17 protein-coding genes are annotated in these 13,703 nt (G+C 52.2%); 3 read left to right on the forward strand and 14 right to left on the reverse strand.

The annotated features are described in order from the left end of the window. Positions 1 to 29: 29 nt before the first annotated feature. The gene (gene thiL, locus NZD86_RS21235; protein WP_268044038.1) at positions 30 to 1,031 is read right to left on the reverse strand and encodes a thiamine-phosphate kinase; all 1,002 of its coding nucleotides are present in this window, start codon (positions 1,029 to 1,031) and stop codon (positions 30 to 32) included. Between the two features lie 195 nt (positions 1,032 to 1,226). Here thiL and NZD86_RS21240 point away from each other — a divergent pair, with 195 nt between their 5' ends. Both NZD86_RS21240 and NZD86_RS24845 read left to right on the forward strand, forming a co-directional pair. Further along, positions 1,227 to 1,856 (forward strand): DedA family protein, encoded by a 630-nt coding sequence (locus NZD86_RS21240; protein ID WP_268044039.1) that lies wholly within the window; start codon positions 1,227 to 1,229, stop codon positions 1,854 to 1,856. A 5-nt stretch (positions 1,857 to 1,861) separates the two neighbouring features. Next, on the forward strand, positions 1,862 to 2,092 hold the full coding sequence (locus NZD86_RS24845; RefSeq protein WP_407655190.1) for a DUF1450 domain-containing protein: 231 nt from the start codon (positions 1,862 to 1,864) through the stop codon (positions 2,090 to 2,092). 90 nt (positions 2,093 to 2,182) lie between these two features. Here the strand turns inward: NZD86_RS24845 and NZD86_RS21245 are convergent, their stop codons facing one another. The 13 genes from NZD86_RS21245 to acpS form a co-directional block, all read right to left on the reverse strand. Then, positions 2,183 to 2,401 carry a DUF2922 domain-containing protein gene (locus NZD86_RS21245; protein WP_268044040.1) on the reverse strand — a complete coding sequence of 73 codons (219 nt, stop codon included), beginning with the start codon at positions 2,399 to 2,401 and terminating at the stop codon, positions 2,183 to 2,185. 49 nt (positions 2,402 to 2,450) lie between these two features. Next, positions 2,451 to 2,690, reverse strand: a complete 240-nt coding sequence (locus NZD86_RS21250) for a DUF1659 domain-containing protein (RefSeq protein WP_268044041.1) — start codon at positions 2,688 to 2,690, stop codon at positions 2,451 to 2,453. A 121-nt stretch (positions 2,691 to 2,811) separates the two neighbouring features. Then, entirely contained in the window at positions 2,812 to 3,069 is a 258-nt protein-coding gene (locus tag NZD86_RS21255) for an AbrB/MazE/SpoVT family DNA-binding domain-containing protein (RefSeq protein WP_268044042.1), read from the reverse strand. Between the two features lie 112 nt (positions 3,070 to 3,181). Then, positions 3,182 to 4,957 (reverse strand): PAS domain-containing protein, encoded by a 1,776-nt coding sequence (locus NZD86_RS21260; RefSeq protein ID WP_268044043.1) that lies wholly within the window; start codon positions 4,955 to 4,957, stop codon positions 3,182 to 3,184. A 201-nt stretch (positions 4,958 to 5,158) separates the two neighbouring features. Further along, on the reverse strand, positions 5,159 to 5,323 hold the full coding sequence (locus NZD86_RS21265; protein WP_268044044.1) for a hypothetical protein: 165 nt from the start codon (positions 5,321 to 5,323) through the stop codon (positions 5,159 to 5,161). A 527-nt stretch (positions 5,324 to 5,850) separates the two neighbouring features. Continuing rightward, on the reverse strand, positions 5,851 to 6,591 hold the full coding sequence (locus tag NZD86_RS21270; protein ID WP_268044045.1) for a gamma-glutamyl-gamma-aminobutyrate hydrolase family protein: 741 nt from the start codon (positions 6,589 to 6,591) through the stop codon (positions 5,851 to 5,853). A gap of 31 nt (positions 6,592 to 6,622) precedes the next feature. Next, on the reverse strand, positions 6,623 to 7,876 hold the full coding sequence (locus tag NZD86_RS21275) for an adenosylhomocysteinase (protein WP_268044046.1): 1,254 nt from the start codon (positions 7,874 to 7,876) through the stop codon (positions 6,623 to 6,625). A 192-nt stretch (positions 7,877 to 8,068) separates the two neighbouring features. After that, the gene (locus NZD86_RS21280) at positions 8,069 to 8,419 is read right to left on the reverse strand and encodes a type II toxin-antitoxin system PemK/MazF family toxin (RefSeq protein WP_268044047.1); all 351 of its coding nucleotides are present in this window, start codon (positions 8,417 to 8,419) and stop codon (positions 8,069 to 8,071) included. Between the two features lie 4 nt (positions 8,420 to 8,423). Further along, complete coding sequence (locus NZD86_RS21285; RefSeq protein WP_268044048.1) at positions 8,424 to 8,696, reverse strand: CopG family ribbon-helix-helix protein; 273 nt, start codon at positions 8,694 to 8,696, stop codon at positions 8,424 to 8,426. Positions 8,697 to 8,774: 78 nt separating this feature from the next. Then, the gene (gene alr, locus NZD86_RS21290; RefSeq protein ID WP_268044050.1) at positions 8,775 to 9,980 is read right to left on the reverse strand and encodes an alanine racemase; all 1,206 of its coding nucleotides are present in this window, start codon (positions 9,978 to 9,980) and stop codon (positions 8,775 to 8,777) included. Between the two features lie 404 nt (positions 9,981 to 10,384). Then, complete coding sequence (locus tag NZD86_RS21295; protein ID WP_268046994.1) at positions 10,385 to 11,383, reverse strand: LolA family protein; 999 nt, start codon at positions 11,381 to 11,383, stop codon at positions 10,385 to 10,387. 40 nt (positions 11,384 to 11,423) lie between these two features. Beyond that, complete coding sequence (locus tag NZD86_RS21300; RefSeq protein ID WP_268044051.1) at positions 11,424 to 12,899, reverse strand: NAD(P)H-hydrate dehydratase; 1,476 nt, start codon at positions 12,897 to 12,899, stop codon at positions 11,424 to 11,426. Positions 12,900 to 12,997: 98 nt separating this feature from the next. Continuing rightward, entirely contained in the window at positions 12,998 to 13,375 is a 378-nt protein-coding gene (gene acpS / locus NZD86_RS21305; protein ID WP_268044052.1) for a holo-ACP synthase, read from the reverse strand. A 134-nt stretch (positions 13,376 to 13,509) separates the two neighbouring features. Here acpS and NZD86_RS21310 point away from each other — a divergent pair, with 134 nt between their 5' ends. Further along, a complete protein-coding gene (locus tag NZD86_RS21310) occupies positions 13,510 to 13,701 on the forward strand; it encodes a hypothetical protein (RefSeq protein ID WP_268044054.1) in 192 nt (63 codons plus the stop codon). Positions 13,702 to 13,703: the final 2 nt, after the last annotated feature.

Here is a 13,703-nt window from a genome sequence, read left to right on the forward strand (position 1 = left end):
CCGTAAAGACCGCGGTCCACGGGAACGCCTCACAATCTATCCGTATCTACATCCGTGTCCCGCTTGAAGTGATTGTATCCCTTGGCTTCAATTACGGCTAGCCGACCCGTCTCATCTCGCATGACGACACCATCCCCTGCTTCGCAACGACCGATTTGCCGAATGGGCACGTTAATCATCGACGCGGCCGTCAGCAACCGCGCAAACACCCTCGGCGGGGCTGCCCCGAGCAACTCGTAGTCCTCACCGCCGTACAGTGCATAGCCAAGTGGGTTCACCCGTTTGCTGCGAGCGAGTTCCTTCACTTCGGGCATTACTGGAATCTGTTCCGCATGGACAACACACCGCACGTGACTGGCAGCCGATATTTCGTTCAGCTCACTGGCCAGTCCGTCACTGATATCATTGAGCGCATGAACGCCAATCTCTGCGCACAGATGCCCAACAGCCACTCGCGGTTCCGGATGCTGGTGTCGCTGAGCCAAGAGAGCCTGTCCGATGTGCGACACACTCGTGATCCCCTGCAAGACTTCCAGTCCCGCACTCGATCCGCCAAGCATGCCCGTCACAAACAGGACGTCTCCGGGTTGGGCGCCGGATCGTAAGATGGGCCGCTCCGCCTCGCCGATCACCGTGGTGGTGACCACGAATGGCCCGCTCGTCGAAACGACATCGCCCCCGATGACGTCACACCCAAACCGTTCTGTGATCTCGCGAAAACCGTCATACAACTGTCCCAGTCTATTTTCGTCCCAGCCTGGCGGGATGGCCAAAGACACAAGGGCGAATCGCGGCTTTCCACCCATGGCAGCAATATCGCTAACGGAGACAGCGAGGGACTTGTAACCCAAGTTGTAGTCGGTGATGGTCGTGGGAAGAAAATGAACCCCCTCAACCATCGTGTCCGTCGTCATCACGAGCGGTGAAGTGGCACGGACAACCGCCGCATCATCTCCGACACCGACCTGAACATCTTGATGTGGCGTTGGAAGCCGTCCCGTGAGCGATTTGATTAACTGAAACTCATCCATATCATCACCCCCTGGTCAGTCAGACTTTGATCCGTTGCTTACACTCTCCTATATCATACCAGCTTCCAGGAGAAGGCTAAAATTCAACTTATTTTCCTACCAGTCGCCGCTGGCCTTCAGACAGTGTTTTGACCGCAGGCATGTTCACACCATCTTGTCCATAGATATGAACTAGACGACAAGCGGGGTGCGAACATGGACCAGCTTTTAATATGGATTCAGCATATCACGTCAGCCATCGTCTCACTCGGGTATCCAGGGGTATATGTGGCCTTAGTCCTCGAAGGCCTTGGTCTGCCCTTTCCAGGCGACGGTTTTCTGGCCTTTTACGGATATGCGATATCGGAAGGCGACATGAACGTGATTGCGGTTTTATGCATCAGCTCATTAGGCTATTTCACAGGCGTGTCCATCGTCTTTGGACTGACAAGGCGCTTTGGTAAAATGCTGCTCGATCCGCTCTACCGCCTACGCGTCCTCCAAGCTTCCCGCATGGACCATACGTCGTCTCTGATGGAGAAATACGGTGCACTCATTCTGATTCCCGGACGCTTTCTCCCCGGTATCCGATCACTCAGCACCTTCGCAGCAGCACTCAGCGAAATGACGTACAGTACGTTTACGTTCTACACCATCATCGGGTCCGTTGCGTGGTGCGGCGCTTGGATTGGACTCGGCTTCTGGTTCGGCGAAAACGTGCAGGAGCTACTCGCACACGTCCAAACTTCCCTCATGTGGTTCACAATTGTCATATTCGTCCTTCTTGCGTTAGTCTGGATGGTGAAGCGAATGCAAAGGAAGATCGATCACAGGAGTGAAAAGTAATAGTCATGCGGATAGAGTGGTGTGTGCACAACGAGAGGTTCGGAACACGATCCGTCATAACAGACACCGTTTCCGCGGCGGCACCCGACACATCCATACGACGTTTCTCGTGCTTGGAGGAATGCGATCTCTGTTGCCGCAACCCATTTGTCCTGATCGACAACATCTGTATCAGCGCCCCCGACGCCGAATCACTTGGTGCGAAGATAAGCGACGAGATCGCAAAAAGGGGCTGACCCCGGGTGTTGTTGCACCCGGAGTGTCCCTGGTGGAAAGCTGCCGCTGCTTGAGCAGAGTGGCGGCCTGACGCAAGCATTGGTCACGACTTACGAGATAGTCGTCGTGTCCGTTTGAATCTGCTGTGCCGGCAACGCACTGACGATACGCCCCTGTGGAAACACGAATACATTCTTATTAACGATAGTCTGTAACGCATTGTCGACAGCGGCCGGATCGATCGGCTGCTTTGGACTGGGAATACTGAGATTCACTTTCTTGTTCTGATCCGTCATGAACGATAGATGAAGCGCTACTTTTGTTGTCACTCACCTTCACCTCCAAATCACATTCGCGGCTCCGTTCGATCCGCCTGAATTAGGTTGTACTGGTAGACGAGTTGGCGCTGATGGCAACCTGGTCTTGCCTCGTGATTTGGACAAGCGGATCTGCATAAAGTGCCGCAATTGCCTGCCCGACCGCCAGCAAGTCATCATCCACCGAATCCATTGCCACATTCGCATAGTTGTGACTCGTCACCTTTGGCTGACCATTTGCCAACGTACCGGTCTGCAGTTGAATTTGCAGCACGCGGCTGACTGGTGTGGTTTGTGCCATGTGTGTTACCTCCTCTCTTGCGCTGGGCGCATGAGAGGAAATGCACGGGACACGTAATCAGGGGGACGGGTGGCCGCAACAAAAAAGAGCCCCCTTTCGGCAGGCTCTCTGATCTCCGCTTTTAAACGACCGGACTCGTTACCAACTCCAACAACTCCAGGCGACAGTTATCGCATACCATTCTACCCTTGAAATCAGATGCATTCGCCTCATTGCAGAATGTGCATGATGGTTCGTATTTTCTCAGAACGACCTTGTCGGCATCCACAAAGATCTCGACCGGATCTCTCGTTTCGATGCCAAGTGTTCGTCGTAATTCGATAGGCATGACGATTCTCCCAAGCTCATCCACTTTACGAACAATTCCAGTTGCTTTCACAGTCTAACTTCCTTTCCTAAAGACACCTTGTTGCCAAGGTATAGATGTTACCAAATGATCGGCTTTCTGACCACCCGACTTTTTCTCGTCTGCGAAAAGTGCCTCCCTATTCCTATGGCGAAGTAGGAAACACTGCCGGCAATGAAATCTCAGCTGTGGTTCCCACACCCACTTGACTGGATATGTTAAGTGTCCCACCATGAGATAAGATGATCTTTTGACTGACCATCAGGCCGAGCCCGGTCCCGCCTGGTTTCGTTGTATAAAATGGTGCACCAATTCTGGGGACGCTCTCTGCGGGAATGCCCACTCCCTCATCAGTGAACTGAATGTGAACCGAGTCATGCACACGTGTTACTTTGATAGATAACGTTCCACCATTTGGCATTGCCTCAATTGCATTTTTCACAATATTGACGAACACTTGCTTGAGTTGACTTGCTTCACACGTTACCATCGTGACCACGTCGTCATAATCACACTCGATGAGGACGTTTCTCATAATCGCTTCAGTCCCGAGAAGCACGACGACTTCTTGCAGAATGACGCGAATGTCTCGCTGCTCGAACGAAACACCGTGCGGTTTCGCTAGAAATAGAAGTTCGCTCGTAATCGTTTCGATGCGACATAACTCGCTTTCCATTAGCTCAAAATAGCGTCCTTTGTCACCGGTCTCTGAATGACTCAAAATTTGAACAAATCCTTTTAGCACCGTAAGCGGATTGCGTATCTCGTGGGCAATTCCTGCCGCCAGTTGCCCCGCCATGGACAGCTTCTCCGATGTTCGCAGCATATCTTCTGTCTGCCGTTGCACCGTAACATCCTGAACGGTACCAAACAGTCGAACAGGTGTGCCGGCGTGACCGAACGCCGTTTCACCGATTACGTGAACAATGGAACTTCGCCCGTTCGGCAATAGCGCACGATATTCGATGTCATACGATTCGCCCGTCAACGCGTCTTCAATGGATTGCCGGACAAAGTCTCGATCATCCGGATGCACAGAATCAAGGAATCCCTTTAACGAAGTATCCGGCCTGTCTGCGGCCGACATGCCAAATATCCGATAAACCTCGTCCGACCAAAACAGATCATCGTTGATGATATCCCAGTCCCAGTGTCCCAAACGAGCAATCTTCTGCGCCAATTTTAAGTTTTCCTTGCTCTTTTGAAGACTCTCCGTTGCGAGCTTGTATTCGGTGATATCTTGGAGGGAACCGCTGACCGCCGAAACGACACCATCCTTGAGTTCCACTTGACCCTGCGCGTGGACATGTCTGATCTCACCGCTTGGACGAATAATGCGATATTGGATGTCGTACGGGGATCCGTTGTCAGCATCGTTTATAGCCTGCTTTACACGTGGCAGGTCAGCTGGGTGAATACGCGAATACATTACTTCCACGGGAATCGACGGTTTTGGGTCCAGGCCGAATATACGGTACAGTTCATCCGACCAGTACAGTGTTTTGCTCTGCACGTCACGTTCCCAACTCCCGACGTGGGCGATCCGTTCAGCCTGCAACAACCTGTTTTCCGCTTGCTTTCGTCTAGTTACATCCCGTCCTACACCTAAAATGCGAACCAATTCGCCGTTCTTGTTATGTATGGCTGTAAATGTGTTTTCGAGCCACAAATAGCGACCCTCTTTGTGGCGAAACCGGCAAGTGAATATCCCGACGTCTTGCCCATCCTGTACCTTATCCAGGAGTTGTTGAAGGTGGTTTGTGTCGTTTGGATGAAAATAATCAGCTATTGTTGTCCCAACAAGCTCTTGTGGCTCGTATCCAAGCAAATGCTGCGCGGAAGGCGATATGTAGTCAAACGTTCCCTCTGGACTTCTAAACCAAATTACATCCTGGATCATCTGCTCAATCAATTTGTACATCTCGCTGTCGGGTAACAGGTTCACCAATACACACCCTATCAAATCAAGTGTTACATTGAAAATACGACATAAAAACATTTTGGTCGACAGGGAAATAAATGGAAATGTTGAAATTTGGGTTGTTCCGATCACGCCTAAGCCAAGTTTGGCCAACCCAGGTTTACGTATTACCGATATACGTAGCAAACGAGAAAACGGTCACTACTTCACGATGGTTGCCCCACGAGCCTCTAACAACACTGTTCCGGTCGCGAAGTCTATCGACAGAGCCATTGCCAGAGGCGTCTCACCGTCGTCCTTCGCGAGATTCACATCTGCTCCGTGCTCAAGAAGCATCCAGGACTGCGGATACCTGCTGTACATCATTCGCTTTGACTGCGGCAAAAAACTGTTCCATCACTCTGACACCCTTCAAACAAAAGTGGATTTGTTTCATAACAGAGCAAAATATTCAAAACTGTATGGAGCTTTTCATTCGCCCTCGCACTGCCATAATCCTTGTCCACGTCATGAGCGGACAAAAGGCACCCGTCGCGGGTGCCCAAGCACTGAATTGGATTAGCATCCAGCAGTAGCGCCGTAGCCGTACGCTGGTACGAGCAGGAAGAACAGAACGAAGATGATCAAGAAGACAACTGCCCAACGAGTATAGCCACCAAATGTCCCGTACATGTTTGCGTTCCCCCTCTTCCAGAGATGGTTTAGGTTACGCATGGAGGCCTTTGTACGGATGGGCACTTGTACGTCGCAGATCGTGGAGTGATGATATTGGGCGATCTCGGTTGAATCCCGGTTTCATACCGTCAAAAAGCCACCGGCCGAATGTCGATGGCTTGATAAATCGCGGTGGCCGTCAAGAACGTACCGCCTATCATCCCTGGTGCAAGTCGTTGTTACGCCTGTTTCTGCGCCTCGTCCACAACGGCACGGAACAGGCCCAGGACCTGTTCATCGTCTCGCCAAAGGTTCTCCGGATGCCATTGAACCCCGAGCATGAAGGGACCATCTTTCGATTCGATGGCCTCCACAAGCCCCTCTGAGTCCCACGCAACAGCGCGAACGGAGGGCGCCAGATCCTTGACCGCTTGATGGTGAAAGCTGTTCACCTTAATCACTGTCTGGCCCCCGAAACATGCGGCGAGACGGCTTCCCGGCTCAATTTTCACCCGATGACTCAAGTGATTGCGGGCAGCCTTCTGCGAATGCTGGATCTGCCCCTTCCATTGCCGTGGTAAGTCCTGATACAGTGTTCCACCGAGGGCGACGTTCAGAACTTGGATGCCGCGGCAAATTGCCAAAATAGGCCTGCCCTGTGCACGCATCATTTGAATCAACGCAATTTCCAGTGCATCCCGTTCGCCGACGACGTCACCCAACCCGTACTTGGGGTCTTCGCCGAATATGCCGGGATCGACATCTTCACCACCACTCAAAACAAGACCATCCAATCGCTTCGCCAAATTCCCGAGTGTTGTTTCATCGGCCATGTACGGGATGACAACTGGAATTCCGCCTGCGTATTCGATTCCCTGCGTGTAATCGTCGGACAGCGCGACGCCGCGCAAAGGCAAGCCAGGAAGACTGGTCTTGCGCGTTTGTCGCATGCCAGTTAAGCCAATCATGGGCCTGGTCATGACCATCCCTCCAGGTTACTGCCGGCTAAATCTACTGCCAGCTGTGTAAATACGCTTCTTGTTCCTCGGACAATGTATCGATTCCGACATCCCAACTCTGTAGCCGCATCTGTGCCACCTCTAAATCAATTGCCCGTGGGATCATATGCAAGCCGGGCGCGTACCGGTTCTCTACGATCTCTCGCAATCCAAGCGCCTGCAACGCAAACGTCATATCCATCACCTCGGCGGGGTGACCATCACCAGCAGCCAGATTGACGAGTCTTCCCTCCGCGATGAGATAGATTCGACGGCCGTCCGCGAGCTGGTATTCGTCGATATTGGGGCGTACCCGGCGGATCGAGGTAGCCAGAGAAGACAGATCCGGCTTGCTGATCTCTACATCGAAGTGACCCGCGTTCCCGAGAATCGCCCCATCCTTCATTCGTTCCATAGCAGCCTTGTGAATAACGTGCTTCACGCCAGTGACCGTAATAAAATAGTCGCCATGCGGCGCAGCTTCTACAATCGGCATGACCGAGAATCCGTCCATGACAGCCTCGACGGCGCGAATCGGGTCGATCTCGCAGACAATCACCTTCGCCCCGAGCCCCTTCGCGCGCATTGCAACGCCTTTTCCGCACCAGCCGTACCCGACGACGACAACCGTCTTGCCGGCGATGACCAGGTTGGTTGTTCGCATGACACCGTCCCAGACCGACTGGCCTGTCCCGTAGCGATTGTCAAACAGGTGCTTACAGTCCGCATCGTTGACCGCGATCATCGGGTACTTCAGAACCCCTTCGTCAGCCATGGCACGCAGTCGGATGATCCCAGTTGTCGTCTCTTCACATCCGCCGACGATTTTTGTTGCCTGCTCCGGCCGTTCCTGGTGCAGAATCGTCGCTAAATCGGCCCCGTCGTCGATCACGGCGAACGGCTCGTGATCAAGCACAGCCCGCAGATGTGATTGGTACTCTTCTTGCGTCGCCCCATACCAGCCAAACGTCGTCACGCCCCGCTTCACGAGACCCGCCGCCACATCGTCTTGAGTAGATAGCGGATTACTTGCAGCAATAGCGACGTCGGCCCCCCCAGCCTGAACGACCAGCGCGAGATACGCCGTCTTCGCTTCCAAGTGCAGACACATAGAAATGCGTTTACCCGCAAACGGCTGTTCTTTGCGAAAGCGATCCTCCAGTTGCCGGAGAAGCGGCATGTGCTCGCGAACCCAATCGATTTTCAACGTACCAGCATCGGCCAATCCTAAATCACGAATTTGTGACGTTTTGCGTGCATCGGTCATAAACTTGTGTGCTCCCCTGTCAAATAAATATGAGTTCTGCAAGTCGAAATAGTATGACAGCGTGTCCGACTATCTCCCAACAAGGGAGAAAGACACAGGGTGAATTCGAGATAGGCCACCCGAAACCTGTATTTTCCTTTCCAACGGCATGAAAAAAGACGGATATACATCCGTCCGGAAAGTTGCCATGGATTAGAAGTCGACGAGGCCAAGACTGATCATCAAACCATCGTTGACCATTTTCATCATCGTCTCGTCCAAATGCGTAATTTTATCTGTCAAACGTTGTTTGTCAAGCGTCCGTAACTGCTCCAAGAGTACGACTGAGTCACGTTCCAATCCATAGCGTTGCGCAGGTATTTCAACGTGAGTCGGTAGCTTAGCCTTTTGGATCTGTGCAGTGATAGCAGCGACGATGACGGTGGGACTGAAGCGGTTCCCGATGTCGTTTTGGATAATGAGCACAGGACGAAACCCGCCTTGCTCCGATCCGACTACGGGCGACAAGTCTGCGAAGAAGATGTCCCCTCGTTTGACATTCAATCACTTACACCCCGCTTACTAAGCGATCCACCGTGCCTCCTGCTTCTTGTTCCAATGGAAATAGTTCGGAAGCAATGCGCAAATTTAAACGAGCCATTTCTAAATATCCTTGTTGCATTTGCTCACGAATTTCCGTCTTAAGATGTGTTGATACATACATACGCAGTGCCTCTCGTACAATTTGACTGCGATTTGTGCTACCCGTTCTCGCAACGCCGTCAACTTGCTCTAGCAACTGCTCCGGAACGTTGACTATCATGCGCTTTTTCCCGGACACGCGCGGCACCTCCACTGCTCTGGTGACACATTTCACACATCGGTTATTATAGCTTTACACCAAAGACAGGTCAAAAGATCAATTCACATGCAGTTTTGGAACGCGCGAACTCATTCCGCAGACCACTTCATATGGAATGGTCTCGGCAAGTGCTGCGATCTCTGTCAATGATAGCACGTCTTGCGTCGTTTGCCTCGTCCTTTGAAAAGTTTCTTTGATCCATCCATCGCGTTCTTCAGGATCCGTCCCCTCCCACGCCTCCGGCGTCCAATCAGAAGGAACTGCCCTACCAAACACCGTTACAAACTCTCCCACTCTTACGTCCGGTACATCACTCACATCGATCATCAACTGATCCATGCAAACCCGACCAACCACCGGCACCTGGACACCGCGAAGAAGGATTTTACCCCGATTTGAAAGAATACGAGGATATCCATCAGCATATCCAATTGCGACTGTAGCCACGCGCATATTTTTCGAAGCGGTGAAAGTGGCACCGTAACCAATTGTTTCCCCTTTCGTCACAGAGGCCACTCGCGTGATTGAACTATAAACATGCATAACGGGTTGTAAACCCGGCTCAGGAAGAATTGTCTCATCAGGAGAATACCCATACGCCGCAATGCCAATGCGAACCATATCGAAGTTCCACTCCGCATTGCGAAGCACACCGCCGCTGTTCGACACGTGTGCCATAGGAACGTCGTATCCAGCTCGCTTTAACTGTTCAATTCGCTCAGAAAAGATCCGAATTTGATTCCGCGAATGCTCATCTGATTCTGCATCGGAACATGCTAGATGCGTATAAATACCTTGCCACTTCAGATCGGACCGTTGAAGGACAGCATCAACAATGTCCCTAACATCTTCAAACGACTTAAACCCAACTCGATTCATCCCCGTATCCAAGGGGATATGCACCTTTAGAGGCCGCTCAAACCTACCCAAAGTTTGAACCGGGCCCCACGTCTGCGTATGAATGACGTCGATGTCGTTCTCAGATGCAATACGCAACTCATGCGGACCAAGTGCACCTAAAATCAGCACCGGCGTATCAAACCCCAACTTCCGAATCGTCAGCGCCTCTTCGAGCGTCGCGACGGCAACTTGAGCTACACCGGATCGGGCAATGACCTCCATGATCGGGCCGATATCATGCCCATAGGCGTTTGCCTTGACGGCAATCAACATCTTTGTCCCTTCACGCAATTTCTTAGCTAGTAATCGTAAGTTGTCTGCAAAGGCCGATAAATCGACGATAGCGAATGTTCCACGATACATTCCGCTCACCTCATAACTGCAAGTTTAACAATCAACACCGCTCCTGCATAGAACAAGGAAAAACTAGGCAAACGGGAAGTCGCGAACGGTAGGAGTGTCAATACGAGGATCATCTGGGGTTCGGTCGGTGGCTGGGATAAAGACGATCATGTCTACATCCTAGGGATTGTCTTGGCCGTGTAGAGAGGATCTGCAGACCCTTATCGACAGGTTCACGTCACTTGCGGATACTCAGCGGTATGTTCCGTTATCCGGCCCATTATCGCGAATCCGTCGAGTGAATCGTTTCAACTAGTGACTCCTGCGACCCTTCCCCAAAACTATAAAACGAAAGGGCACCCCAACGGCAGCGACGTGACATGCCTGTTGGGGTGCCTCATTTGAATCCGATCGAGGTGGGAGCCTTACTTTCCAACCTGTGAGAGTGTGGAGATTGCTATTTCCTGAAGCTGATCGAGGTTCAAGTCGTTGCTCGTCAGCGAGAACTCAACGCCGTTGTTCAACCATGTCAAACTGCTAACGTGGTCTGTATCCGTATATACGCCTGGTACGCCAAACATATCAACCAATTGACCACCTGGCTCTCCGGAATCTCCAGCAGTGGGACGCCACTCCTGCAGAACATAGTGGTGATCCCCACCATATCGGAGAATGGCACTCGTTTCGCTCGGCTGCATTAGACTTGTCATCTTTGTCCCATACAAGGTTTTCGGCTCGACGTAACCAAACGCTTGCTCGTCGCTGGCCATTGTTGTTTTTGCCGTGTCCTTGTTTGCCACAAGTGACTGTGGATTAAAATCATTCGGGCCAAACGTCACATTCTGGGTAAACTTGGTATACGTGAGTGTTACCGCCGCTTTGCCTTCTTTATCAAGCAATTTCACGGTCTTCGGATTCAAATCGGAACCCAGAACCACTTCTTGCTTACTGATGGTATCATTGGCCGGGGAAACCGGGACTTGGAATGTATATCCACCGTTCGAGCGGTTCATCTTTACATCCTTGTTCGTCGTGAGTTGCTTGAGCAACTGATCGTAGAGATAAATCTGCCCTTGGTTTTGGGCCCAGTTTCCGTTGAAGCGGAATACTTTCCCCAGTGAAGGGCTCACGATGAACATGCCGTTCTGGTTATGGACGATAATCTGGTGGATCTGTTTGTCCTGGTTACCCAAGGCAATTTTGTACGTTTCAGGTGACTCATAGGAAACCTGAACATAGTATGTCTGAACATTGTTGTCCATCTGGACGGTCATGGTCGCTTCACTTTGATAGTTCTTGCTGTCCAGTTCCTGAACGTGTGCCTGGATTTTTTGGTTGACTGACTTGCCCGTCGGTACGCCGCAGCCAACGACGATACCCGACATCAGTCCGAGTGCCAGAACGACTGCTGTAACCTTTCGCATAGCCACCTCGCCTTTCTCCGACACACACCATCCTAACCGCTCAATTCCGTGCGCCTATTCCGTCGAAAAACGTCACTATTGCTCGGGAAATGTAGTCTACGATATCCGACGCAGTCGTACTTATTGGCGTTAGCGCCGCTCCCGCAAGTTCCCCTGCGCGACCATGTATCCACGCGCCGAGTGAAGCAGCATCAAAACCATTCAACCCTTGCGCGATCAAACTACCGATGACCCCAGCCAACACATCGCCGCTGCCACCCACGGCCAGTGACGCATTTCCCGTTGGATTGACGCGAATCTCCCCAGCGGGCGTTGCAATGATGGTTCGGTAGCCCTTCAACAGGACGATCGCCCCGGTGCGCTCCGCCAATTGCATTGCAGCCGTCAGACGTTGTCTTTGCACCTGCTCTGTCGTCCAACCAAGAAGATTGGCGCATTCCTTCGGATGCGGTGTCAGTACCCAACCATCGTTCAGTCGGCGCAGCCCATTGCTCGCGCGGAGCAACTTCAATCCATCCGCATCCACCACGCCGCGCTTTGATGAGAACATCTCGTCGACTGACGCAGTACCAACGAGTGGTTCGAGATCTGTTCCGAGTCCGGGGCCGACGACAATAGACTGACAGTCTTCCAGTGCGGACACAGGCGACTCCGCCTGACGGACAACGTAATCCGGAAGGACGGCAAGGGATATCGATCCGCGAGTTCCGAGCACAACGAGCCCCGCCCCAGTCCTCGCTGCTCCAGCGGCAGCAAGGATGGCAGCACCTTGCATGTGGCCGACAAAAATACCGCAGCGGCCAAATGTCCCCTTGTGACTCAACGCGTCGCGACTGCCCCACTTTTGACGCAATTCGCTCGGATCAACGTATGAAGCCATTCCCTCCGGCAGCGGCGCTTTGATGCCAATATCTACGACGTGCGTGTGCCCAGAATAGATAGCCCCAGGAGTGACAGCCGTGCCTAGCTTCTCGTAGGCCATGGCTATCGTCTCGCTGGCACGAATCGCAGAACCCTTGACTTCCCCTGTTGATGCGTCAATGCCCGTCGGGACATCGATGGCTAGAATGGGGACACCAGAGTGGTTCATCTCGTCTACTATCTGCTCGTACACCCCGGCAAGCGGTCTCGTACAGCCAGTTCCAAGCAATGCGTCAACGAGTAACTCGATTGACGATCCGCCGAGATCGCCTGGCTGATAGATGTTCCAGGAAACATTGGCGGCCCCAGCCATGTCGAATGCCAGCTTGGCGTCGCCCTCAAGGTTTCCAGGGTCGACCACCGTTACAACATGTACCGAACATCCTCCATGTTGCAACCAGCGAGCTGCAATCCAGCCATCTCCACCGTTGTTGCCCTTACCGCAAGCGACGACCACCCGTTTTGCTCGACGTTTTACGACAGCTTCTGCAACAGCCTTCCCCGCATGGTCCATTAGAACAATGCCAGGAACCTTGAGCGTTTTGATGGTGTAGTGATCGAAATACCGCATTTGTTCACTCGTGACCAGATACACACAGTACCCTCCTCGAGGATTGATATATGGATATTCGGGTCGTCCAAACAATATGTACAAACATGACAAGCTCCAGAATTCACGTTAGTTGCAGCCTGCTACCGCCGTTCCCAGATGGCCACAGCAAACGCTACGTGCAGTGAGTGACTGATACTCACATGCAGGACGTCGCCTTTCTTTACCCGGTTCAAACCAACAGATGGCTCCCACTCCACGGTCAAACCCTGCTCACCCACAAGAATGGTGACATTCGCCATGCCCATCTTTCCAATTCCGCACCCCAAGGCTTTGGCAAGCGCTTCTTTTGCAGCAAAACGACCCGCCGTGAATTCTGCGAGGCGCGAACCTGAATAACCGTCGGCCTGTTGATACTCCCGGTCCGACAAAATCTTCTTGAGGAATCGATCACGATTCCGCCCAATCGCCGCCCCGACCCGCTCGATTTCCACCACGTCGTTGCCCATGCCCAGTATCATTTGCCGGCCCCTTTCACAAGCTACATGTATTCTATCGAAACCATGTCCACCTTTCATAATTGTTTCCTTTGACGTGAAATCAGTCGCGATTTGTGGCACAATCAGTCAGAGAAAACCAGAGAGGCGGATCACGCTTGCACAAGCTGCTTGAAATCTTACTCATTCTCGTAACTGGGTGTCTGTTCACACTTTTAATACGCATTCGTCCAAATGCGAAACCGCTCAGCAACAAGAAACTCATTGGAATTTTCGTCGTAGGCGTCATCATTGGCATCATTTTTCTCTCCACACAGAACTATAACGCCCCAACCACAAGTGGGTTATAAGG

Source organism: Alicyclobacillus dauci, assembly GCF_026651605.1.
In the GTDB taxonomy this organism is placed as follows: Bacteria; Bacillota; Bacilli; order Alicyclobacillales; family Alicyclobacillaceae; genus Alicyclobacillus; species Alicyclobacillus dauci.

Excerpts from the sequence above, each read along its gene's own strand:
- thiL (WP_268044038.1), bottom strand. The coding sequence starts at position 1,031 with ATGGATGAGTTTCAGTTAATCAAATCGCTCACGGGACGGCTTCCAACG.
- NZD86_RS21240 (WP_268044039.1), top strand. The coding sequence starts at position 1,227 with ATGGACCAGCTTTTAATATGGATTCAGCATATCACGTCAGCCATCGTC.
- NZD86_RS24845 (WP_407655190.1), top strand. The coding sequence starts at position 1,862 with ATGCGGATAGAGTGGTGTGTGCACAACGAGAGGTTCGGAACACGATCC.
- NZD86_RS21250 (WP_268044041.1), bottom strand. The coding sequence starts at position 2,690 with ATGGCACAAACCACACCAGTCAGCCGCGTGCTGCAAATTCAACTGCAG.
- NZD86_RS21260 (WP_268044043.1), bottom strand. The coding sequence starts at position 4,957 with ATGTACAAATTGATTGAGCAGATGATCCAGGATGTAATTTGGTTTAGA.
- NZD86_RS21265 (WP_268044044.1), bottom strand. The coding sequence starts at position 5,323 with ATGATGTACAGCAGGTATCCGCAGTCCTGGATGCTTCTTGAGCACGGA.
- NZD86_RS21270 (WP_268044045.1), bottom strand. The coding sequence starts at position 6,591 with ATGACCAGGCCCATGATTGGCTTAACTGGCATGCGACAAACGCGCAAG.
- NZD86_RS21275 (WP_268044046.1), bottom strand. The coding sequence starts at position 7,876 with ATGACCGATGCACGCAAAACGTCACAAATTCGTGATTTAGGATTGGCC.
- alr (WP_268044050.1), bottom strand. The coding sequence starts at position 9,980 with ATGTATCGTGGAACATTCGCTATCGTCGATTTATCGGCCTTTGCAGAC.
- NZD86_RS21295 (WP_268046994.1), bottom strand. The coding sequence starts at position 11,383 with ATGCGAAAGGTTACAGCAGTCGTTCTGGCACTCGGACTGATGTCGGGT.
- acpS (WP_268044052.1), bottom strand. The coding sequence starts at position 13,375 with ATGATACTGGGCATGGGCAACGACGTGGTGGAAATCGAGCGGGTCGGG.